Source organism: Lysobacter sp. GQ73 (genome assembly GCF_059758755.1).
In genome coordinates, this window is the sequence record NZ_JCAXEE010000001.1 from 226,135 (window position 1) to 247,830 (window position 21,696).

General features: G+C 69.3%; 19 protein-coding genes and 1 pseudogene. 10 read left to right on the top strand and 10 right to left on the bottom strand.

Annotated elements, in window-relative coordinates; genetic code table 11:
• Positions 1-78 precede the first annotated feature (78 nt).
• Entirely contained in the window at positions 79-939 is an 861-nt protein-coding gene (locus AC6CH2_RS00955; RefSeq protein ID WP_498267548.1) for an AraC family transcriptional regulator, read from the bottom strand.
• 268 nt (positions 940-1,207) lie between these two features.
• On the bottom strand, positions 1,208-2,269 hold the full coding sequence (locus tag AC6CH2_RS00960) for an oxidoreductase (protein ID WP_498267549.1): 1,062 nt from the start codon (positions 2,267-2,269) through the stop codon (positions 1,208-1,210).
• Positions 2,270-2,463: 194 nt separating this feature from the next.
• Between AC6CH2_RS00960 and AC6CH2_RS00965 the strand changes: the two genes are divergently transcribed.
• Positions 2,464-3,744 (top strand): MFS transporter, encoded by a 1,281-nt coding sequence (locus AC6CH2_RS00965; protein WP_498267550.1) that lies wholly within the window; start codon positions 2,464-2,466, stop codon positions 3,742-3,744.
• Here AC6CH2_RS00965 and AC6CH2_RS00970 read toward each other — a convergent pair.
• The gene (locus tag AC6CH2_RS00970) at positions 3,672-4,460 is read right to left on the bottom strand and encodes a TetR/AcrR family transcriptional regulator (RefSeq protein WP_498267551.1); all 789 of its coding nucleotides are present in this window, start codon (positions 4,458-4,460) and stop codon (positions 3,672-3,674) included. The genes AC6CH2_RS00965 and AC6CH2_RS00970 overlap by 73 nt on opposite strands.
• Positions 4,461-4,536: 76 nt before the next feature.
• On the opposite strand from AC6CH2_RS00970, the gene AC6CH2_RS00975 reads away from it, so the two are divergent.
• Positions 4,537-4,893, top strand: a complete 357-nt coding sequence (locus tag AC6CH2_RS00975; RefSeq protein WP_498267552.1) for a darcynin family protein — start codon at positions 4,537-4,539, stop codon at positions 4,891-4,893.
• 50 nt (positions 4,894-4,943) lie between these two features.
• On the opposite strand, the pseudogene AC6CH2_RS00980 reads toward AC6CH2_RS00975, so the two are convergent.
• Positions 4,944-5,435: pseudogene (locus tag AC6CH2_RS00980) on the bottom strand (YgjP-like metallopeptidase domain-containing protein); the annotation flags it as partial.
• Positions 5,436-5,514: 79 nt separating this feature from the next.
• Positions 5,515-7,341 carry an extracellular catalytic domain type 1 short-chain-length polyhydroxyalkanoate depolymerase gene (locus AC6CH2_RS00985; RefSeq protein WP_498267553.1) on the bottom strand — a complete coding sequence of 609 codons (1,827 nt, stop codon included), beginning with the start codon at positions 7,339-7,341 and terminating at the stop codon, positions 5,515-5,517.
• Positions 7,342-7,418: 77 nt separating this feature from the next.
• On the opposite strand from AC6CH2_RS00985, the gene AC6CH2_RS00990 reads away from it, so the two are divergent.
• Positions 7,419-7,808: a hypothetical protein gene (locus tag AC6CH2_RS00990; RefSeq protein WP_498267554.1), complete on the top strand. Its 390-nt coding sequence runs from the start codon at positions 7,419-7,421 to the stop codon at positions 7,806-7,808.
• Between the two features lie 79 nt (positions 7,809-7,887).
• On the opposite strand, the gene AC6CH2_RS00995 is transcribed toward AC6CH2_RS00990, so the two are convergent.
• Complete coding sequence (locus AC6CH2_RS00995; protein ID WP_498267555.1) at positions 7,888-9,366, bottom strand: phospholipase D-like domain-containing protein; 1,479 nt, start codon at positions 9,364-9,366, stop codon at positions 7,888-7,890.
• Between the two features lie 411 nt (positions 9,367-9,777).
• Between AC6CH2_RS00995 and AC6CH2_RS01000 the strand changes: the two genes are divergently transcribed.
• The 3 genes from AC6CH2_RS01000 to AC6CH2_RS01010 all read left to right on the top strand — a co-directional run bounded on the left by AC6CH2_RS01000 (position 9,778) and on the right by AC6CH2_RS01010 (position 14,307).
• Positions 9,778-9,963, top strand: coding sequence for a DUF6229 family protein (locus tag AC6CH2_RS01000; protein WP_441330620.1), 186 nt, complete (start codon positions 9,778-9,780; stop codon positions 9,961-9,963).
• Between the two features lie 235 nt (positions 9,964-10,198).
• Positions 10,199-13,036 carry a type 2 lanthipeptide synthetase LanM family protein gene (locus AC6CH2_RS01005; protein ID WP_498267556.1) on the top strand — a complete coding sequence of 946 codons (2,838 nt, stop codon included), beginning with the start codon at positions 10,199-10,201 and terminating at the stop codon, positions 13,034-13,036.
• A gap of 50 nt (positions 13,037-13,086) precedes the next feature.
• A complete protein-coding gene (locus AC6CH2_RS01010; protein ID WP_498267557.1) occupies positions 13,087-14,307 on the top strand; it encodes a glycosyltransferase in 1,221 nt (406 codons plus the stop codon).
• 274 nt (positions 14,308-14,581) lie between these two features.
• On the opposite strand, the gene AC6CH2_RS01015 is transcribed toward AC6CH2_RS01010, so the two are convergent.
• The 3 genes from AC6CH2_RS01015 to AC6CH2_RS01025 form a co-directional block, all read right to left on the bottom strand.
• Complete coding sequence (locus AC6CH2_RS01015) at positions 14,582-14,818, bottom strand: hypothetical protein (protein WP_498267558.1); 237 nt, start codon at positions 14,816-14,818, stop codon at positions 14,582-14,584.
• Positions 14,819-15,396: 578 nt separating this feature from the next.
• Positions 15,397-16,821: an MFS transporter gene (locus AC6CH2_RS01020; RefSeq protein ID WP_498267559.1), complete on the bottom strand. Its 1,425-nt coding sequence runs from the start codon at positions 16,819-16,821 to the stop codon at positions 15,397-15,399.
• Complete coding sequence (locus AC6CH2_RS01025) at positions 16,818-17,813, bottom strand: NADP-dependent oxidoreductase (protein ID WP_498267560.1); 996 nt, start codon at positions 17,811-17,813, stop codon at positions 16,818-16,820. Before AC6CH2_RS01025 ends, AC6CH2_RS01020 begins: the two co-directional genes overlap by 4 nt.
• A gap of 71 nt (positions 17,814-17,884) precedes the next feature.
• Between AC6CH2_RS01025 and soxR the strand changes: the two genes are divergently transcribed.
• The 4 genes from soxR to AC6CH2_RS01045 all read left to right on the top strand — a co-directional run bounded on the left by soxR (position 17,885) and on the right by AC6CH2_RS01045 (position 20,970).
• Positions 17,885-18,364 (top strand): redox-sensitive transcriptional activator SoxR, encoded by a 480-nt coding sequence (gene soxR / locus AC6CH2_RS01030; RefSeq protein WP_498268178.1) that lies wholly within the window; start codon positions 17,885-17,887, stop codon positions 18,362-18,364.
• Positions 18,365-18,465: 101 nt separating this feature from the next.
• A complete protein-coding gene (locus tag AC6CH2_RS01035) occupies positions 18,466-18,975 on the top strand; it encodes a DUF1993 domain-containing protein (protein ID WP_498267561.1) in 510 nt (169 codons plus the stop codon).
• Positions 18,976-19,496: 521 nt separating this feature from the next.
• Entirely contained in the window at positions 19,497-20,051 is a 555-nt protein-coding gene (locus AC6CH2_RS01040; protein WP_498267562.1) for an Ig-like domain-containing protein, read from the top strand.
• 628 nt (positions 20,052-20,679) lie between these two features.
• Positions 20,680-20,970 carry a DUF6916 family protein gene (locus AC6CH2_RS01045; protein WP_435394105.1) on the top strand — a complete coding sequence of 97 codons (291 nt, stop codon included), beginning with the start codon at positions 20,680-20,682 and terminating at the stop codon, positions 20,968-20,970.
• A gap of 131 nt (positions 20,971-21,101) precedes the next feature.
• Here the strand turns inward: AC6CH2_RS01045 and AC6CH2_RS01050 are convergent, their stop codons facing one another.
• Positions 21,102-21,653 carry a GNAT family N-acetyltransferase gene (locus AC6CH2_RS01050; protein ID WP_498268179.1) on the bottom strand — a complete coding sequence of 184 codons (552 nt, stop codon included), beginning with the start codon at positions 21,651-21,653 and terminating at the stop codon, positions 21,102-21,104.
• Between the last annotated feature and the right edge of the window lie 43 nt (positions 21,654-21,696).

The following is a 21,696-nucleotide window of genomic DNA, read 5'->3' on the forward strand; positions in this document are numbered from 1 at the left end:
CGCCCCGGATGTAAGCGCGAGTTGAAGACAGGCGGCCGGCGCGCGCGGCCGCCTGTGTCGGGAACTACGTGCGTGGGCTTACTTCAAGGGCAGGCAGATCGCGGTCTTCCATTCCGCCGGCGGCAGGCTCGAGGGGTCGTTGAGGTATTCCTCGTACACCGGCGCATCGCCGGCTTCCTCGAAGCTCGCCGGCAACCATTGGCAGAACAGCCAGTCGTAGGCGCGGTGCAACTCGTTGTAGGGGCCGGTGTGCACGACCACGGCATGGCGGCCGCCGGCGATCTCGACCCAGCGCATGCCCTCGCCGAGTTCGATGCCGCCGGGCGCGGTCAGGCAGGCGTCCGAACGCAGTTGCTCCTGCGGGGTGTCGGCCGGGCTGTCGTAATAGATGCCGAGGAAACGCGTGTCCTGATGCATCAGCCCGCGTGGGCCGGCCCACGCGTACAAGGCGTTGAAGGTGTCGCCGATGGTCTGGTAGTCGCCGGTGTGCGGCAGGGCTACGGTGCGGATCGGGGCGAGGGTGGCGATTTCGGCGCTGTACATCAGGCTCTCCAGGGTCGGGTCGAAGGCTGCGCGCGACAACGCGGGCAGGGCGGCACGACGCTTGCGGAACGCCGCCGGCGCACAGGCGTAGGTGGCGCCGAATGCGCGGGTGAAGGCAGCCACGCTGCCGTAGCCGGCGCGGCCGGCGATCTGGCCGATGCTGAGTTCGCTGGTCAGCAGATCGTTGGCGGCTCGATGCAGGCGCAGCCGGCGCTGGGTGCTGGCGATGGTCTCGCCCTTCAGGCCGCGATAGACCCGGTGGAAATGGAACGGCGAGAAATGCCCGGCTTCGGCGAGTTGCGCCAGCGTCAGCGGCTGGTCGAGCCGGCTCGACATGAAGGCGACGACCTTCTCGATGCGGGCGCTGTAGTGGTCGAAGGTGCTGCTGCGGTTCAAGCGGGGCTCCGGTGGCGTCGTGCGGGGCCAGTCTGGGCCGGCGGACTTGATCCAGGTTGCGGATTTGCACAGTGCGCCGCGCTCCCTCGCCGCGCTGAGCGAACACCGGGCACTGCGGGCATACGGCATTGTGGACGTGTGGCATCGATGCTGGCGACCGAGGGCGCCGGCTGCGGTAGCCACGCGTCACGACCGGGCCGAGAGAGCGATCGATCCGCTGCCGCCGAGTCCGGCTCGGCGGCTTTCGCGATGGACAACCGCGCGCGCCTCAGCCGAAAGCGGCGCGTTCGCTGTCGCTCAGGGACGGCACCGTGGCGCGGCCGGCGGCCGCCGATGCCACCGCCGCTTCCAGCACCGCCATCACCGCGATCGCCTGCGCAGGCGTCACCGGGTTCTGGCCGTGGCCGAGCAGTGCATCGCGCACCGCCATGTAGTAGCGGCGCTGGTCGCCGGCCGGGGTCGGCAAACGGCGGCTGCCGTCGGCGTCGTGCAGGATCAGCTCGTCCTCGTCGCGCCCCCAGTCGGCCTCACCCGGACGCAGGCCGGACAGCAGTTGCGCTTCCTGGCGGTCGGCCAGGGTCTTGACCACGCTGCCGCGGGTGCCGTGCACCAGGAAACGCGGACTGCCGCCGGCGGCGAGCATGCTGCCGTGCAGGATCACCCGGCGCGTGCCGTATTCGAGCACCGCATGCGCCCAGTCGCTGACCTGCGCGCCCGCGCGCTGGGTCGCCAGGCTGGCGATCACCCGCTCGGGCAGGCCGAACAGATGCAGGGCCTGGTCGACCAGATGCGGGCCGAGGTCCCACCACAGCCCGCTGCCCGGACCGGCCTGTTCGCGCCAGCGCTCGCGCACCTGCGGCCGGTAGCGGTCGATATGCGACTCGAAATGCGCGACCTCGCCGATCAAGCCTTCGTCGACGACCTGCCTGATGCCGAGATAATCGCTGTCCCAGCGCCGGTTCTGGAACACCGACAACAGGCGGTCCCGGTCCGCGGCCAGTGCGGACAGTTCGCGCGCCTCGGCCAGGTCGAGGGTAAAGGGCTTGTCGACCACCACGTGCTTGCCGGCCGCGAGCGCGGCGCGTGCGAGCGGGGCATGGCTGTCGTTCGGCGTGGCGACGACCACCAGGTCGGCCCGCGCATCGGTGGCTGCGGCGAACGGGTCGGCGAGTACCGCCACGTCGGCGTGGTCGGCCTGGACCTTGCCGGCATCGCGCGAGCCGACCACGCTCAGGCGCAGGCCCGGCGTCGCCGAGATCAAGGGCGCGTGGAAGGTCCGGCCGGCGAAGCCGTAGCCGATCAGGGCGACGCGGATGGGGGATTCGCTCATGGGCGGGACTCGTGCGGGGGATGGTGACACCTTGCCGGATCGGCGCGCATGCGGCCACTGGGCGTTCGAGCTAGAGGGTGTTCGCCGCGTGTGCGCAGGCCATGCCGGAGCCGAACGTTCGCGCCTGGCAAGGCTCCTCCCTGCGGACGTCCGGATCGGGTAACAATTCACCGGTCCCCAAGCTGGAACACGCAATGAGCGCAGCAGCACCAGCGTCCGCCAATTCCCCGTCCCGCGTGCTGTTCGCCAGCCTGATCGGCACCACCATCGAATTCTTCGACTTCTACATCTACGCCACCGCGGCGGTGCTGGTGTTTCCGAAGTTGTTCTTCCCCTCGGCCGACCCGGCTGCGGCGACCCTGCAATCGCTGGCGACCTTCGCCCTGGCGTTCTTCGCCCGGCCGGTCGGTTCGGCGGTGTTCGGCCACTTCGGCGACCGCATCGGCCGCAAGGCCACCCTGGTCGCGGCGTTGCTGACCATGGGCCTGTCGACGGTGGCGATCGGCCTGTTGCCGACCCACCAGAGCATCGGCATCGCCGCGCCGGTGCTGCTCGCGCTGTGTCGTTTCGGCCAGGGGCTCGGGCTCGGCGGCGAATGGGGCGGCGCGGTGTTGCTGGCGACCGAGAACGCCCCGCCGGGCAAGCGCGCCTGGTACGGCATGTTTCCGCAACTCGGCGCACCGATCGGGTTTTTCCTGTCGACCGGCATCTTCCTGCTGTTGACCGACAGCATGGGCGACGAGGCCTTCTTCGCCTGGGGCTGGCGGGTGCCGTTCCTGGCCAGCGCGGTGCTGGTGTTCGTCGGCCTGTGGGTACGGCTGCGGATCAGCGAAACCCCGGCGTTCCAGCGCGCGATCGACCACCACGAGCGCGTGCGCCTGCCGATGCTCGAGGTGCTGGTAAAACATCCCGGTGCCTTGGTCGCCGGCACCTTCGCCGCGCTCGCGACCTTCGTGCTGTTCTATCTGATGACCGTGTTCGCGCTGAGCTGGGGCACCTCGCAGCTGGGCTATTCGCGCGAGCAGTTCCTGCAGATGCAGCTCGGGGGGGTGCTCTGTTTCGCCGCGACCATTCCGCTGTCGGCGATGTTCGCCGACCGTCGCGGCCGGCGTCTGGCGATGATCCTGTCGACCGTGGCGATCATGCTGTTCGGCATCGGCTTCGCGCCCTTGTTCGCCAGCGGCAGCGCCTGGGGCACCTTGCTGTTCCTCGGCCTGGGCCTGGGCATCATGGGCCTGACCTACGGGCCGCTCGGCACCATCCTCGCCGAGATGTTCCCGACCCCGGTGCGCTACACCGGTGCCTCGCTGGCGTTCAACCTGGCCGGGATCTTCGGCGCCTCGCTGGCGCCCTATATCGCGACCTGGCTCGCCGGCCGCTACGGCCTGGCCTACGTCGGTTACTACCTCGCCGGCGCGGCGGCGTTGACCTTGATCGCGTTGATGGCGGTGCGCGAGGACCGCAGCGGGGCCTGATCCGGACTCGATACGGACGCCGGGCGCGGTCGCCCGGCCGGCCGGCGCGGTTCGGTGCGCTTGCGCGTCTTCGCCGTCGCTTCGGCGGCGCGCGGCTGGCCCAGATAGCCGAACACCGCGTGCAGCACGCGCCGTTGCAGCGGCGCGGCCTCGGTTTCGCCGCGTTCCCCAGCGGCATCGACGAGGCTGCGGACGATGGCGATGGCGTCCAGGGCAAGGAGCTCGGCCGAGGTGGCGCCGTCGCCGGCGACGACCGGCGCGTCGGGCCGTCGCAGCAGGCCGAGCACGCAGGCCTGCGCGGCGCGGTCGACCTGCAGATCGCGATCGCGCATCGGCAGCCGCCGCTCCTCGAAATCCAGCAGTCTCGCCAAGGCCGGCCGGTGCAACTGATGGGCGATCGCCGCGCGTACCACGGCGACGACGCCGTCGGCATAGCTCGCATGGTCCGGCACCGCGGCCAGATCGGCGAGCAGGGTGGCGGTCTCGCGGTCGATGAGCGCCGCGGTCAACGCGTCCTTGTTGGGGAAGTACTGGTACAGCGAGCCGATGCTGACGCCGGCGCGCTCGGCGACGGCGTTGGTGTTGTACGCCGGCAGGCCGCCGCGCTCGAGAATGCGAGCCGCCGCTTCCATGATCGCCGCAACGGTCTCGGCGGCGCGGCTTTGGCTGGGCTTTTTACGGGGTTTGAGGCTGATCTTGCGGCGTGGCGAGGGCATGGCGAATGCGAGTAGTTAATGTGAGCAATCGCTCATATTGTGTTCCCACTTTCCCCGCAACGCCAATGAGAACCTCATGAGCGAACGACAAGAAACTTTTCCCCTGACCGTATTCATGCTGGTCAAGACCCAGCCGGAATGGCTCGGGTTCGACATCGATACCCGGTTTCGCCTGCTCGAAGAATGGGTCGCCCCGATTCTGCGCAAGCACCGCGACGAGGTCGGCCTGCGCTTCTACGACATCGAGTTCTATAGCGCCCGAGTCACCGATCTGTGGCAATGGCAGGCGCGCAGCCACCACGCCTACGAACTCGTGGTCGAGGCGCTGCGCGAAACGCCGTTCTGGGATCGCTATTTCGCGATCGTCGAGATCCTGCCGGGCGTCGAGAACGCCTATGCGAGCAATTACGGCCGCGCGCCGCTCGCGGCCTGAGCATCGCTGTCGTCGGATCCCGGTGCGGCGCCGCTGGCGCGCTTGGTCGCGGCTTCGAGTTCGAGCTGGGTCAGGTACAGGCGCAGGTCGAACTCGTGCTGGTGATAGTCCGGGTCCATGTGCGCACACAGCTGGTAGAACGGCTTGTCGTGGTCGCGGTGTTTCAAGTGGGCCAGCTCGTGCACCGCGATCATCTCGAGGAATTCGGCCGGCGCATCGCGGAACAGGGTGGCGATGCGGATCTCGCGCGCGGCCTTGAGCCGGCCGCCCTGGACCCGCGAGATCGCGGTATGGGTGCCCAGCGCATGCCGCACCACGTGCAGCTTGTTGTCGTAGATCACCTTGTTGAGCGGGTCGCTCTTGCGCATGTAGCGGTCCTTGATCTCGACCACGTACTCGAACAGGGCCTTGTCGTCGCGCACCTGGTGGCGGCTGCCGTAGCGGTTGCGCAGCATTTCGCCCAGGCGCCCGCTGTCGATCAGCGCGCGCACCTGGTCGAGTACGCGCTCGTTGTAGCCGCGCAGGTAGCGAAGGTCGTCCATGCGCAAACGATACGGCAAACCCGTCTTGGCTCGCGAGACGGCGGTGCGGGGCGCTGCGGCGCCGGTGCTGAATTGGGACTCAGGGCCGGTATTCGACCCGCAATTTCGCGCTCGCGCCGTGGTCGATCCACAGGTAGTGGGTAGCGCCCGGCGCCTGCTCGAAACGCAGGCGCAACTGGGTGCGGCCGCTGCGGTTGAGCGCAGTCAGGCCGGCCGCGCTGAACGCGGTGCTGGTCTGGCGGCCGCCGCTGAAGCGCGCGAGTTCCGCCACCGCCGTTGCATCGGCGGCGGACGAATAGTCGCCGGTTTGGATGGTGCAGGCGCCGAAGCAGCTGCTGCGCGCATCGACCAGCAGGCGATTGGCGGCCGGCTGGCTCCAGGGATCGCCGTAGGCGCTGCGGTAGGCGACGCTGAGCGAGGCCGCAACCACGGTCGCGCCATCGGGCAGGGCCGAGGTATCGAACGAGAGTAGGCTGCGGTTGTATTTGCCGTCGCTGCCGCGGCCGATCGCCAGGCCATAGCTCGCTTCGAGCGTGCCGACCGCGGCGGCGCTGGCGTCGGCGTTGGCCTTGACGTAGCCGTCATTGGCGTCTTCGTTGTCGAATTCCATCACCAGGGGCGGTCCGCTGGTACCGCCGCTGACCTCGACCTGGACTGCGGGCGAGACGGCGGTATTGCCAGTCACGTCCTCGGCGCGCGCTTGCAGATGGTGGATACCGTTGCTGGCGGTGCTGCTGTCCCAGCTCGCCGCATAGGGCGCTTCGCCATCGCTGGCGAGCAGCGCGCCGTCGATGAGGAAATCCACGCGCTCCACGCCGACATCGTCGCTGGCGTCCGCGCCGAGGGCGATCACGCCGCTGACCGAGGCGCCGTCCGCCGGCGAGGTCAGCGCGACCTGCGGCGGATTCGGGTCCAGATCGTCCAGCCCCCAGAAGCGGCCGATGTAGTAGCTCGAACACAGGTTGACATCGAGCACGTAGGCGCCGGCCGTGCCGCACTGGCTTTCGCCGCTGCCGGGGTCGACCGGCGTGCCGTGGCCCATGCCGGCGATCGAGTAAGTTTCCACGCGCGCCTGTCCGGAGGCATCGCGATACACCTTGTGCGGATAGCCGGCGACGCTGTCTTCGACGTCGGCGACCGCGTCGATGCCATGTACGTTGGTCCATTGCTGCAGACTTTCGGCTTGATTGGCCGGACGCACGACGTAGTCGGCGTCGCCGTGCCAGATCGAGACGATCGGCCAGGGGCCGGCGTGGCTGCTCGCTGCGCGCACCTTGTCGCCCCATTGCGCCGGCGTCAGGTCGGTGCCGGGCGACATGCACGAAAACGCCGCGCTGGAGCCCAACGCGCAGCGGTAGGGAATGCCGGCGACGATAGCGCCGCCGGCGAACACTTCGGGGTAGGTCGCCAGCATCACCGCGGTCATGGCGCCGCCCGAGGACAGGCCGGTGATATAGACGCGGTCGACGGCGCCGGCGTGATCGCTGCGCATGCGCTCGATCATCTGCCGGATCGACAAGGCCTCGCCCTGGCCGCGCGTGCTGTCGCCGCTCTCGAACCAGTTGAAGCAGGCGTTGGCGTTGTTTGCGCTTTGCTGCTGCGGCAGCAGCAGGGCGAAATGCCAGCGCTGGGCGAGCGACTCCCAGCCGGTTTCGGCGTCGTAGCTGGCCGCGCTCTGGGCGCAGCCGTGCAGGGCCACGACCAGGGGCGCATCGGCCGGCAATCCGGGCGGCACGTACTTGTACATGCGCAGATTGCCCGGGTTGCTGCCGAAGCCGGTGACTTCGGTCAAGGCCAGCGCCGGCGCCGCCGCGCACAGCGCGCCGAGGGCGAGGGCGCAGCCGGCGATGCGTACGGCCGCGCGACGCGAACCTGGGCTCATGGAGGGACGGTGCAAAGCGGACATGCGAACGGCTCCCAGGCCGGCAGCGAGTCCGGCGTGGCCGCAGTGGGCCACCGCGGGCCCGCGCGCGCCATCGTCCGATGGGGCACATTGCGCTGCAGCACGGGGCCGCGCCGCTGCGTCGCGGGCTGGCCCTGGCCATGCTCGACGGCGACGGTCGCAGCGGCGGCGAATGGCCGTGCGATGCGCAGACCTTCGCCGATACGCGCCATAGCCGCGCCGCACTGCAGACTTTGCCGAGGCCTGCGGTGCCGCTGCGTCGCGTGCCGGCGCTGTCGCTCCAGCAACGTCTGCTCGAAGAGGTCCAACGCATCCGCGAGCTCTACCGTCGCGAAGGCGGCGCCGCGGCGCTGGCGGCGACGAGCGGCAGCGCCACCGCGTTCTATCGCATGGACTATCCGGCCTGGCATCGCCTCGGCTGTCCCGGCCTGGAGGAATTCCTGGCCGGGCAGGGCGGCCGCGACGCTTGAATTCGTTGCACGGCGCGGTTGCCGACGGCCGCGACCGCACCAGGGCGAGGCGTTCCCGCGCCCTCGTTCGTTGCCGCCGTCAGTAGCTCGACAGCCCGCTGGCTTCGCCGAAGCGATACCACAGCTTGCGCCAGCCGGATTCGTCGGCGTAGCGCGGGTAATCGACGCTGATGCCGCGGCCGTCGCCGTTGCCCCAGCTCTGTTCGAAATAGGCGGCGGCGCGGCGCGCGACCGGCGCGTCGGACTCGGCCACCACCCGCGCGCTGGTCTCCAGGTTGTAGTCGTCGAGATTGCGCCGGGTGTAGTTGGCCGAGCCGGCGATCAGTTCGATGCGGCCGTCGCGAGCGGTCTTCAACAGCAGCTTGGCGTGGCATTGCTCGCCATGGGTGTCGCACCAGCGCAAGGGCACGCCGGCGGCGTGCAGTTCGCTGGCGACCTGGCGGTTGGGCACGCCGTCCTTCTTGCGCCCGAACGCGTCTTCGTTGGGGTCGAGCAGCACCCGTACGCCGACACCGCGCTTGTGCGCGGCGGCGACCGCGTTGACCAGGCCGCGATGGGAGAAATAGAACACCGCGATATCCAGGCGGTCGCCGCCGCGCGCGCCGTCGATCGCGGCGAGCAAGGCGTCGCGGATCCGGGCCTCGGTCAGCAGTTGCACGCGCGGCGCCGAGGTGGTGTCGACGATGCTCGGCCGCGGCGCCGCCACCGGCAGGCCGGGCGGCCAGCGGCCCTGCGACATCGCCACTACCGCGCGCTCGCTCATCAGCACGTCGAGCGCGGCGGCGCCGCGGAAACGCAGGGCGATGTTGCCGTGACGGCTACTGGCGTCGTGCGGGTTGGCCGAGGAAATCAACGCGGTCCAATCGTCGCCATCGTCGACGACGAGAGTCTTGCGATGATTGGCGTTGAGATTGAACAGGGCCAGCCAACTGCGCAGGGTGACCTTGCCGGGCCCGAACGGATTGGCCAGCCAGCCGCTCTGGGCGTCGTTGCCGGCCCAGGCGCAGCACAACTGCCACAGGCCCGACCAGGCCGGGTTGGGCGTGCGCAGGCGGCGAAGGTCGGTGATCACCACTTCCACGCCGGCCGCGCGCAGCGCCTGCAATTGCGGCGATTCCAGGCCGCCGTAGACGGTGTTGATCGGGTCGGTGATCAGCACCGCCTGCAACTGCGGCACGGCGCGCTTGCGTGCGATCAGCGCCGCGCTGAGTTCGCTGCTGAGGCGGCGGTGGCGCGGGCTGGCGGCATCGCCGCCGAAGTCGTTGAACAGGAACAGGTCGGCGACCACGCCGCGTCGGGCCTGGCCGATCAAGCGCAGGGTTTCGTCGAACACCTGCTGTTCGCTGTGGCTTTGCCCGTTGGCGTCGACCCAGGTGACATCGGTCAGCAATTCGACCTGGTCGGCCGAGCGCAGCGGCCACGGCTGGGCGATGCCGGGCGGTAAGGGCTTGTAGACGTGGTAGACGCCCATCGCCAGCCAGGCCAGCGCGACTACGGCGCGGGCGCAGCGCAGCCAGCGGCGTCGGCGGGGAGCGGGCGTATCGAGTTCGGTGTTCAAGGCATTCCTGTCGGCGGGCGCCGTGTATTTCGTGACGAAGTTATAGGACTGGGCATGCGTGGCCGGTGTCGTGCGGCATCGATGCGGCACGAAGCCCGGGCTGCCGCCGCGACGAGGCGGGCGAGGCGGGCTCCACCGCGGCCGAGACGACGTTACCGCGGTTGCGTTCGCGCAATCGATGGTGCATTGCAGCGTCGTAACTGACAGTTGACACCGACCGGTCCGAGCGCGCAGCGTGTCCGCGCGGAGTTGAGGCGACGGAGTTCGATGGCGGCACGATCGCTCCGGAGCAAAGGGCTTCGCTTACGTTCGACGTCAACGATCGGGACCGGGCTAGCGCGGACTTCGATGAACGGATGTCCGGGATGGACTGTGACCGATTTCACTTATGTTGTGAACAAGGAGAGGTTTATGCAACAGATCGACGACATCGTTTCGGGCTGGCTGAGCGGTGCGGAAGGCGGCATGGAAAATCCCGCCGGTCCGCTGTACATCGAAGGCACGTCCGCGACCGAAGCCGCGTTGACCGACAGCAGCCTGCCGCTGTGGACGCGTTGCAGCAGCTGCAGCGCTTCCGGCGGCGGCCAGTGCTGCTAAGCCGCAGCTGAGCTGAACGGCTCGCTCCCGGCGAAGGCCGGGAGCGAGTTCCGCAGGCGGCGGCACTATCAGGTTCGCCGTCGCCGTCACCCCCACGACCCCAGTCGGGCCTTCCGCGGCCGCGAGGCTGCGCGCGATAGCCGTGTCGAGCGCCGGGCGACGGCCCTGTCGTCGCGCGCATGGCGCGCCGGGTCGTGCTTGCTCCCCATCGATCCAGGCAGGACGCGTCGAACCGATGAGCGAAAACCGTAGCGGCGAATCGTTTTTACCGATCATCGAAGCCTTCACCCTGGACGCGCGGCGCGCCTTCGCCGCAAACCTGGACGCCCTGGCGCCAGGCTTGCACCGCGACGAGATCGCCCTGCTGCGCGCGGTCGGCGAGCAAGGCCTCAACGACAACGCCCGGCTCAAGATCAGCCGCACCCTGTTGTTGGAATTGCATGCGGCCAAGCTCGGCGGGCAACTGGAGGCCGAGGACGATGCCGGCCAGTTCGCCCGGTTCATCGCACTGGCCACTCAGCCGGAGTTCGACCCGCACCTGCGCCGCCGCTATCCGGCGCTGCACGAGCGCCTGCGCCGCTCGCTGGAATTGCAACGGCTCGCGCTGGAGTCGTTGGCGACGCGTTTCGCCGCCGATCGCGAGGCCTTGTCGGCATTGCTCGGCCGCCCGGCCGGGCGCCTGCTCGCTGTGCAGCCCGGCGAGGGCGATCTGCACGACGGCGGCCAGACCGTCGCCCGCTTGACCACCGAAGGCGGGCGGGTGATGTACAAGCCGCGCTCGCTGAACATCGACCTGGCGCTGGACGCCTTCCTCGCCCGGGTCTTCGCCGACGATCCCCAGCGCATCCGCGTGCCGCACGCGCTCGACCGCGGAGCCTACGGGTGGGCCGGTTTCGTCGAGCACCGCTACTGCGAGGGCGACGACGAACTCGCCGGCTTCTATCGGCGTCTCGGCCACTGGCTGGCGGTGATGCAATTGCTCGGCGGCACCGACATCCACCAGGAAAACCTGATCGCGGCCGGGCCGGTGCCGGTCGTCATCGACGTCGAGAGCCTGTTCGCGGTCGAAATCGAGCCGCCGCCGTCCGGACGCGGGCAGGCCTTCGATCTGGCCTCCGAGTTGATCCGCACCTCGGTGCTGCGTACCGGCATCGTGCCGTTCCGCGCACCGGCGCTGGGCTTCGGCGGCGTCGACATTTCCGCGGCCGGCGCCTTGCCCGGCGAGCAGCCGCAGATCCGCGTGCCGACCATCGCCGACGAGGGCACGATGCAGGCGCGGCTGCAGGTAGTCAGCGCCGATTTCGGCCAATCGCAGAACCATCCCAGCCCGCATCCCGACGTGTCGCGCTATTGGGACCGCATCACCGACGGCTTCCTGGCCGCGACCGAACGCCTGCGCGCGCTCGATGCACAGGACGCGCTGGCGCCGCTGCTGCAGGGCTTTCTCGGCTGCCGGGTGCGCGACATCCGCCGCCCGACCCAAGCCTACGTCGAGATCATGCGCATGCTCTGGCATCCGGCCTCGTTGCACGACGAGTCCAAGGCGATCGAGCGCGCCCGCGACATCCTGGCGCGCAACGCCGCGGTGCTGCCGATCGCGCCGTCGGCGCCGGCCGAGATCGACGGCGAGATCGACGACATGCGCCGCGGCGACGTGCCGATCTTCGTCGCTTCGCTCGACGCCGCGCGCATCGAGGAGGCGTTGCTGCACTGGCGCGGCATGCGGGTCGAGCTGGAAGAGCTGACCATCCGCAGCGCGCTGGTCACGGTCGACCTCAACCAACGCCTGGGCCGGAACGAACGCGTGCGCAGCGACGTCTTCGCGCGCCATCCGCATGCCGAACGCCTCGACGCGCGCCGTCGCGCGGCGGCGGCGCGTGCGGTCGAACAACTGCTGCAACTGGCGGTACGCGGCCGCGACGGCACGGTGACCTGGATCAGTCCGGTGCTCGGCGACACCGGGTGGGTGACGCGCCCGCTGCAGGCCGATCTCTACACCGGCCTGGGCGGAGTGGCGCTGGCGCTGGCCGGCTACCTGCACGAGGTCGGGCAGGGCCGCGCCGATCCGGTCGAGGGCACCGAGGCCGCGCTCGACGGCGCCATCGCAGTGATGCGCGCGATCGAAGCGCAGGACCGGCCGAGCACGGTCGGCGGCATGATCGGGTTCGGCGCGCAGATCTGGACCTGGGTCGCGCTGCACGATCTGCTGCGGCGGCCGCAGATGCTGGAATGGGCGGTCGAGCGCGCCGAGGCGATGGCCCAGGCCGGTTTCGACGGCGACCAGTACCTCGACCTGCTGGAAGGCGCCAGCGGCGCCATCGTGCCCTTGCTGCAGCTTGCCGAGGTCGACGCCGACCCGCGCTGGCCGGCGTTGGCGGCGCAGGCGGCGCGCTATATGGAAGCGCAGGCGATCGTCGATGACCGCGGCGCACGCTGGCCGTCGACGATCTTCGCCGCGCCGGTCGGCGGTTTCGCCCATGGCGCCAGCGGCATCGGCTGGGCGTTGACCCGGATCGGGCTCAGCGAAGCCGGCGACGCCGACGACCGCGCGCGCTGGCTGGCCTTGGCCGAACGCGCTTTCGCCTTCGAGGACAGCCTCTACGACGACGCGGCCGGCAGTTGGCTCGACGCGCGGGTCCCCGAGGAGCGCCAGTTCCTGCACGCCTGGTGCCATGGCAGCGTCGGCATCGGCCTGGCCGCCAGCGATCTTTACGCCCGCACCGGCGCCGAGCATCATCTGCGCACCTTGCGCCGCGCCGCCGCCGCCGCCGGTCGCGACGGCTGGGGGCTGGGGCATACGCTCTGCCACGGCGATCTGGCGCTCTGGGAGCTGTTGACCCGTGCCGCACGCCTGGACCCGGAAGGCAGCGCCCAGGGCGACCCGGTCGAGCACAGCGCCCAGATCGTCTCGGCGATCGAGGAACATCGCGGCGCCGTCGGCAGCCGCGCCCGCGACGCCTTCACCCCGGGGCTGATGACCGGCGTGGCCGGCGCCATCCACACCCTCAACCGCATGCACCCGCAGTGCGGACTGGCTTCGCCCTTGCTGTTCGAGCGGCACGCGCCGGCCTGACTGGCGCAGCCGCCACAAATCCGTCATCGGCGGGGCCTAGGCTGGGCGGGATGAACATCCTGATGCTGTCGGACGTGTACTTCCCGCGGGTCAACGGGGTGTCGACCTCGATCCGCACTTTCGCCCAGTCGCTGGCGCGCAGCGGGCACGCGGTGACCTTGGTCGTGCCCGACTACGGTCCGGGCAGCGGCCAGGAGCTGCACGACAGCGACGAATTCGAAATCCTCCGGCTGCCGGCGCGGGTGATCTTCTTCGATCCCGAAGACCGGCTGATCCGCGCGCCCGAACTGCGCCGGATCCTGCCGCAACTGGCGCAGCGGCATTGGGACGTGATCCACATCCACACCCCGTTCCGCGCCCACCGGCTCGGCGTGCAATTGGCGCAGCTCAGCGGCCGGCCGACGGTCGAGACCTACCACACCTACTTCGAGGAATACATCGGCCACTACCTGCCATGGGCGCCGGCGCCGCTGCTGCGCTTCGTCGCCCGGCGGGTGTCGCGGATGCTCTGCCACGGCGTCGATCACTTGATCGTGCCGACTGCGCAGATGGTCGAGGTGCTGGACCGCTACGGCGTGACCACGCCGTCGACGGTGTTGCCGACCGGTATCGACCTGGCCGAATTCGCCCACGGCGACGGCGCGCGTTTCCGCGCCGAGCACGGGATCGACGCGCAGCGGCCGACGATCGTCACCGTCAGCCGGCTCGCGGTGGAGAAGAACATCGCCTTCCTGCTGCAGGTGGCGCGCCGTCTGATCCCCGATTTTCCCGAGCTGATGTTCATCATCGCCGGCGAAGGCCCGGATGCGGAGCGGCTCAGGCGTTTGTCGAAAGAATACGGTCTGGAACGCAACGTGCGCTTTTTCGGCAACCTCGACCGCCGCACCAGCCTGCTCGATGCCTACCGCGCCGGCGACGCCTTCGTGTTCGCCTCGCCGACCGAAACCCAGGGGCTGGTGCTGATCGAAGCGATGGCGCTCGGCGTGCCCATCGTCTCGACCGCGGTGATGGGCACGGCAACGGTATTGCGCGGCGCACGCAGCGCGGTGGTCAGCGAGGAAACCGTCGAGGCCTTCGCCGGCCACGTCGCCGAGGTGCTGCGCTCGCCGCAACTGCGCGCCGAATTATCGGCGGCCGGCCCGCTCGACGCGCGTGCCTGGAGCACTGAAGGCCTGATGGAACAGGTAGTGGCCCTGTACCAGCGCCTGGCCCAGGCCAAACCTGTATCGATGAACACGACGTCGACCGCGGCGACCGAACTGTCGCGCTAGCCCCGGCGCAAGGTCGAAGCCGCCCGGTCGCGGCTCACGCCGCTCCTACAGGGGCGTCGTCGTCGCCCACCGGATCTATTGTTGGCTTTGGCTTTGGCTTTGGCTTTGGCTGCTGTGCGCGGTATTGCACTCGCGACGGCTAAAGAAGACCCGGAGGGCGGCGCGCAGGGATGCGCGCCGTTTTTCATCGGGACAGGGAGGTCCCGTATGAAAAATCACCGCGGGGGCACCGCTCGTGCGGGCCTGTGATTCAAAGAAAAGCACTTTTCTTTGGTTACCTTTCTTTTGTTGCTTTAGACAAAAGAAAGTAACCCGCCGCTTTAGTGGCGGAAGCTTTGGGCTTGATTTTGATCTTGATCTGACCCTGATTCAGATCCTTCTTGATCCATACGCCGCAAGACCGTAACGACGCGGTCGCGGCTTGCGCCGCTCCTACCCCGGCGAAAGCGCGCCGCTTCGATGGAATGGCATCGGCATGGTTGCCTCTGCGCGTCCCGAGGTCGCGGCTCACGCCGCTCCTACAGTAGATGGCGAGCGCCGCGATCCTGTTCCGCATTGCAGCTTTCGCTGTGCGCCGCCTCGCACTAGCGAAGGCTAAAGAAGACCCGGAGGGCGGCGCGCAGGGATGCGCGCCGTTTTTCATCGGGACAGGGAGGTCCCGTATGAAAAATCACCGCGGAGGCACCGCTCGTGCGGGCCTGTGATTCAAAGAAAAGCACTTTTCTTTGGTTACCTTTCTTTTGTTGCTTTAGACAAAAGAAAGTAACCCGCCGCTTTAGTGGCGGAAGCTTTGGGTTTGATCTTGATCTCGATCTGAATGAGAAAAGCGCCGCAGCCCGCCGCAACGATGTCGCGGCTTGCGCCGCTCCTACCCCGGCAAAAGCACGTCGCTTCGGGAAATGACGGCGGCCTTCCCATCTCTGCGCGTCCCGCGGTCGCGGCTTGCGCCACTCCTACCCTGCGAAAGATCACCGCTTCGGTCGATAACGAAGGCGTTGCAAATTCCACGCATCCCTGTCGCGGCTCACGCCGCTCCTACAGGAGGTCAATGAGCTGCATTGCCAGAGCGAATGCGCGACCAAAGCGCAATCAAAGCGCCGCCTCGATCACCCTCACCCGCGCCGCCAACATCAAACCCAGCAAAGCCAAACCGAGCGCGATGCCGAACCCGCACAGATAAGCCAGGGAGTGCGAACGCGTCATCAGCGCCGCGAACAGCGAGCCGCCGATCGCCAGCGCGGTGGCGGTGAAGATCGCATCGCCGAGGTGCAGCGCCGAGGAGTTCACGCCCTGCTGCTCGGGCGGCGACAGTTCCAACATCAACACCGACAGGGTCGGGTAGATCATGCCCATGCCGAGGCCGGCGACGATCCAACCGGCCACGCCCAGCGCGACCGGTGCCTGCGGCCATACCAAGGCGGCGATCGCGACCACGCCGAGCGCGACCATCGCCATGCCGGCCTGCAGGAAGCGCTGCGGCGAGGCTGCGACCGCGGTACGTCCGCGATACCAGGAGCCGCTCGACCAGCCGACCGCGCCCAGGGTCAACACCAGCCCGGCCCAGGTCGGCGACAGGCCGCGTTCCTGCGACAGCAACAGCGGGATGTAGGCCTCGGTCAGGAAGAACGCGCCGGCGGCGATGCCGCGCAGCGAGACCACGGTCGGCAGACCGCGCGCCGCGCGCAGGGCGCCGCGCGGCAGCAGGCGCGAGGCCGCCCAGGCCAGCGCTGCGAGCGCGGGGACCAGCACCGCCGCGGCCGGCCAGCCGCGTTGCTGGCCGCCGTAATGCAAGGCCAGAAGGCTGGCCGTCGTCAGCAAGGCCCATAGCAGCCGGGTGCGCTGATCGTGGCCGGCATCGGCGGCGCCCGCGGTCGGGCCGAGATGACGCAGCGACGGCAACACCAGCCACGCCGCCAGCATCGCGACGATCGGCACCGACAAAAACACCCAGCGCCAGCCGGCGTGTTCGACGATCGCGCCGCTGATCGCCGGGCCGACCACCGCCGGGACCACCCAGGCCGCGGCGAACGCGGCGAAGATCCGGACTCGCAACTGCGCGGGATAGACCCGGCCGACCACCACGTACAAGGCGACCGAGATCAAGCCGCCGCCGAAGCCCTGGATCACGCGGCCGGCGATCAGCCACGGCATCGACGGCGCCAGGCCGGCCGCGACCAACCCGAGGGCGAACCAGACGATGCCTTGGCGCAGGGGCGCGACCGGCCCGCGCGCGTCGGCCCAGCGGCCGGCCGCGACCATGCCGACCACGCTCGCGGCGAGGGTGCCGCCGAAGGCGAGTGCGTACAGCGCCAGACCGTCGAGCGCACGGGCGACGGTCGGCATCGCCGTGGTCACCGCCAGCGCTTCGAACGCGACCAGGGCCACCAGCGCGACCGCGCCGATAGTCAAGCCACGGTAGCGCGGGGCGTACAGGCTTTCCGGGATCGCCGCGGGCGGCGCCGGGCCGGGGCTCGCGGCGGCGAGCGGGCGATCGAGAGCGCTGGCATCGGTCATGCGCTGTACTTCATGGCCATGGCCTCGTACACCATCAGTACCACCTTGCCGCGGCCGTGGCCGCGTTCGACCGCGCGATGCGCCTCGGCGGCGCGGGTCAGCGGAAACATCTCGCGCACGTGCACCAGCAGGCCATGGCGCACGTGCATGGCCATCAGCTCGTGCAGGTGCGCGCGGCTGCGCTGGCTGCGCAAGGTGCGCAGGCCGAGGCGCCGGGCCTGGTCGGAATCGCACAGGGTGGCGATGCGCGACGGCCCCGCGCCGAGCCCGAGCCAGCCTTCGTGAACTTCGCTGCCGAGCGCGTCGAAGATCGCGTCGACGCCGTGCGGCGCCAGCGCGCGCGCCTGGTCCAGGCCCTGGCGGTCGTCGAGCACCGGCTGCGCGCCGAGCGAGCGCAGGTAATCGTGATCGTTGGCGGCGGCGCTGCCGATCACCTGCGCGCCCCAGGCGCGGGCGAGTTGCACCGCGACGCTGCCGATGCCGCTGGCGGCGCCGTGGATCAGCACGGTGTGGCCGGGCTCGACGCCGAGCACGCGCAGCGCGCCGAGCGCGCTCTGGCCGGTCGAGGGCAGGGCGCCGGCGACCGCCCAGGACATCGTCTCGGGTTTGTGCACGACCTGCTCGGCCGGCACGGTCAGCACCTCGGCATAACTCATCGCTACCGCCCAGCCGAGCACTTCGTCGCCGACCTCCAGATCGCGCACGCCGGCGCCGACCTGATCGACGATGCCGGCGAACTCGTTGCCGAGGCGGCGCGGAAACGCCTGGCCGGCATCGTTCGCGGCGAGGCCGCGGCGCAGGGCGATGTCGCTGGGGCGCACGCCGGCGGCGCGCACGCGGACCCGCACTTCGCCGGGGCCGGCCTGCGGCATCGGCAAGTCGATGGCGTGCAGGACCTCGGGCGCGCCATAACGGTCGAATACCACCGCCTTGACCTGACCCAGGCCGGCGAGGGCGTTAGGCGTAGCTGCGTAAGCGTGGGGGAGGGCCATGGCTTGACGTCGAAATGAGACCGGGTGCAGCATAGAACCTCAATATAAGTTGAGGTCAATAGCCGATGAGCATGACGATGGAGCTGACCGTGGGCCAGGTCGCGGAACGCTCGGGCGTGGCGGTGTCGGCCTTGCATTTCTACGAGTCGAAGGGGCTGATCCACAGCCTGCGCACCGCCGGCAACCAACGCCGCTACAGCCGCGACACCTTGCGCCGCATCGCCATCATCCGTGTCGCCCAACGGGTCGGCATGCCGCTGGCGACGATCCGCGAGGCGCTGGACACCCTGCCCGATTCGCGCGTGCCCACCCGCAGCGACTGGTCGCGGCTGTCGGCGGCCTGGAAGGACGAACTCGAACAACGCATCGCCAACCTGACCCTGATGCGCGACACCCTCGACCAATGCATCGGCTGCGGTTGTCTGTCGATCGACCGTTGCCGGCTGGCCAACCCCGACGACACCTGGGGCGACCAGGGCGCGGGCGCGCAGCGTTGGGCGGCGGCCCTGCGACAAGCCAAACCGCGTCGCAGCGCCAGATCGTCGGCCTGAGCCCGCGCCGGCCTGAGCCGCGCCTGCCGCCTCGGTGCGGCAGGGCGGCGGACATGCCGTCGTCGTACCATGGCGGCTTTCCCCTGCACGAATCCCAGACCATGCCCATTTCGATGTATTCCGCGTCCGTCCCGGTGCTCAAGCAGATGCTCGGCAGCCTGACCGAGATCCTGGCCCGTACCGAAGCCCACGCGACCGAACACAAGATCGACCACGACGCCTACCTGCAGGCGCGCCTGTTTCCGGACATGTTCCCCTTGCTGCGCCAGGTCCAGATCGCCTGCGACTTCGCCAAGGGCGTGAGCGCGCGCCTGGCCGACGTCGAAGTGCCGGTGTACGACGACAAGGAACGCAGCTTCGCCGAACTGCAGGCGCTGATCGCCAAGACCATCGCCTTCGTCGACGGCCTCGAGCCGACCCTGTTCGAAGGCGCCGAGGACCGTGAAGTGGTGTTGCGCCCCGGCACCCCGAAGGAGCGCCGCTTCGGCGGGCACGATTACCTGGTCCGTTACGGCCTGCCGCAGTTCTTCTTCCACGTCACCACCGCCTACGCGATTCTGCGCGGTCTCGGCGTCAACATCGGCAAGCGCGATTTCATGGGAAAGTACTGAGTTAAGCCATAGTCGCGAGCCCGGCCGCCGGCGCCGGGCGCCGCAGACCAATCGCCCCCGAAGGCCCGCATGCGCGGGCCTTCGTTTTTTTGGATCCGGCGGCCTGAAGGGCCGCACCCCGCGGCAGGAGCGGCGCGAGCCGCGGCTGCGTTGCCGCACGCGCGGACGTCACCATGAGCGAGCGCGAATCGCAACGCGTGCGACGCCGCCATGTCTTATTCGACGCGCTGCCTTGCATGGCGACTTTGGGTAGTCGCACGTCTCCGCGAATCCCGGCTTTCGCCGAAAGCAGCCCAACTCTCCGGAAGGAATTTCGACCCGCGTCGCTTGCCGTCTCGGCCTCTGCGACGCCTCCCTGCGATCATGCTTTCCCGGTGGCGACAGGAGGTCGCGAGCGGGTCCGGACAGGGCGAGGCAGGAAGCACCATCCCCGCGCCGTCGCGATCGAACGGCGAACCAGCGCAGGCAAGCGCGTCCGGAACAGACGATAGATCCGTTTCCATCCAGACCAAGGAGTAGGCATGTTGTCCAAGAGTATCCAGGGGCCCGTCGTGCTGTGCCTGACGCTGCTCGCGTGCAGTGCCGGTGCGTTCGGCGCCCCGAGTTCGAGCGCGCAGCGCGGTTTCGCCGGCGAAGCGCAAAATCAGGCTTTCACTTTCAAACATACCGAGCAGCGTCCGTCGACCTCGATGTTCTCGCAGACCGACCGCGGTGATTCCGATGGCGGCCATCCGGCCCGACTGGTCGAAGGCAGCGTGCGCGGCTTCAAGCGTTACGAACCGCTGGCGGCGGCCGATCTGGTCACCAACAGCGTCGACGGCGCGACCTCGACCGTTGCCTTGCGCGGCTCGATCGGCAGCGAGGCGTCGTTGCGCTACAGCATCGTCGAAGCGCCGCGGCACGGTGTGGTGACCTTGCAGGACGGGCGGGCGACCTATAGGCCCGATCCGGGGTTCGAAGGCGTCGACACCTACACCTATCGCGTCCATGCCGGCGATGCCAGCGTCGATGCGGTGGTGGCGGTGACCTCGATCCGCGGCCGGGCGCTGCCGCCGACCGCCGCCGCGGCCTTGTAACGGGCCGCTCGTATTGCCGCTGCCGCGATCGCCCTCGCGGCGGCGAAGCCGGTACCCCCACGGAGGGGGGAGGGGGCGGTTCTCCGCGCCAGGCGCGAGAGCCGAGCACGCAGCTTCATGGCCTACGTCCGCGCAAATAGCGCGGCGGGTCCGCCGATCGCCGCGTCGTGGCGGCGACGGCAGGAGCGGCGTCTTCCCCCGGTGTCGACCGGTCCGCGGCGCCCGCCGGCTTCGAGCCGGGCGGGTGCCGCGGCCGGCACGGCCCGAAGGTTTGGAATCTTTCATCTCCGTCAGTGATGAAAGCAGGGACGGGCAGGGATCGCCCGCGCTGTCGGCGGCTCCGGCCGTCGTCCGCCGCGAACTGGGATCGCGGCGGCGCGGCCGGAGCCGGCGGCGGTCGTTATCCGCCGCCGGCTATTCGTCGTGGCGCTTGGCCGTGCTCCCAGCCACGCCTCTCGCCCAGCCCTCCGCACTGCATGCGTATCCCGACGCCCGGTCGCGAACCGGACGCCGCGGAGGACCGATTGCGGCTCGCATGCAGGCGCGAGTCGGTCGCAAAACCGTCGACAGGGCTTGCATCGGACGCCAGAGACGACGACGATGCGGCCTCGGCTTGGGGAGGCCTGCGATGGACATATTGACCTTGGAACACTTCGCCGCGCATGTGAACGAGACCTACTCGGCGCAGCTCAACGACAGCGAAGTGCCGTTCGTGCTGGTCGAGGCACGGGCGCTGAGCACCCGGCCGCAACAAGGCGAGCGCGCGCCGTTCTCGCTGCTGTTCCGCAACGGTTCCTCGTTCCTGTTTCCGCAGCAGATCTATGTGATGCGCCACGACTCGATCGGCGAAGTCGGCATCTTCCTGGTGCCGGTCGCGCGCGAGCGCGAAGGCTTTCTGTATCAGGCGATCTTCAACTGAGACGAGGCGCGAGCGCGGTCGCGCAATAGCCATCCAGGCCAAGACACCCGTTCGATCGCGTGGCCCGGCCGACCGCAACCGTTATCGTCGGAGGAGCGACGGGTCCTTATCGCACGCTGCGGTCGACCGTTTCAGCTAAGGGCCGGCGTCCAACGCATCATGATGTGGGTCGGCAGAGCTTCGACGACGCGGAAGCCGAGGCGGCCGTACAAGCGCTGCGCTGCGGTATTGGCGGACTCTACGTGCAGGCGCATGCCGCGCCCGAGTGCGCCGGCCTGCTGTTGCGCCATCGCGATCAGCGCGCCGCCGAAGCCTTGCCCGCAGCTCGCAGGCGCCAGGCTGATGTCGACCAGCAAATGCTCGCGCGCTTCGCGCAGCAGATAAAAACGCCCGATCGAGCGGCCGGCCTGTTCGACGATCAGGAACTCGGCTTCGCCGTAATGGCGCAGGTAGTGCACGTGCTGGAGCATGAACTGTTGGTCGAGAAAGGCGTGCAGGGCCGACTGCGGCCAGCCCAGTTCGGCGAACTCCGGCGCCCTCAATTCGCGGTACAGCGAGCGCAGCCAGTCGATGTCGTCGCCGTTTGCCGCGCGCAGACCGATCCCGCGTCCGGACAGCGACGCGGGGAGGGTCCCTATGCCGCCGCGTTCCTGCGGGAACGACAGCGGCGCGGCGGAGTGCATGGCGTTCAAGCGATTTGCATGAGCTTCAAGCGATTCCAAGGTT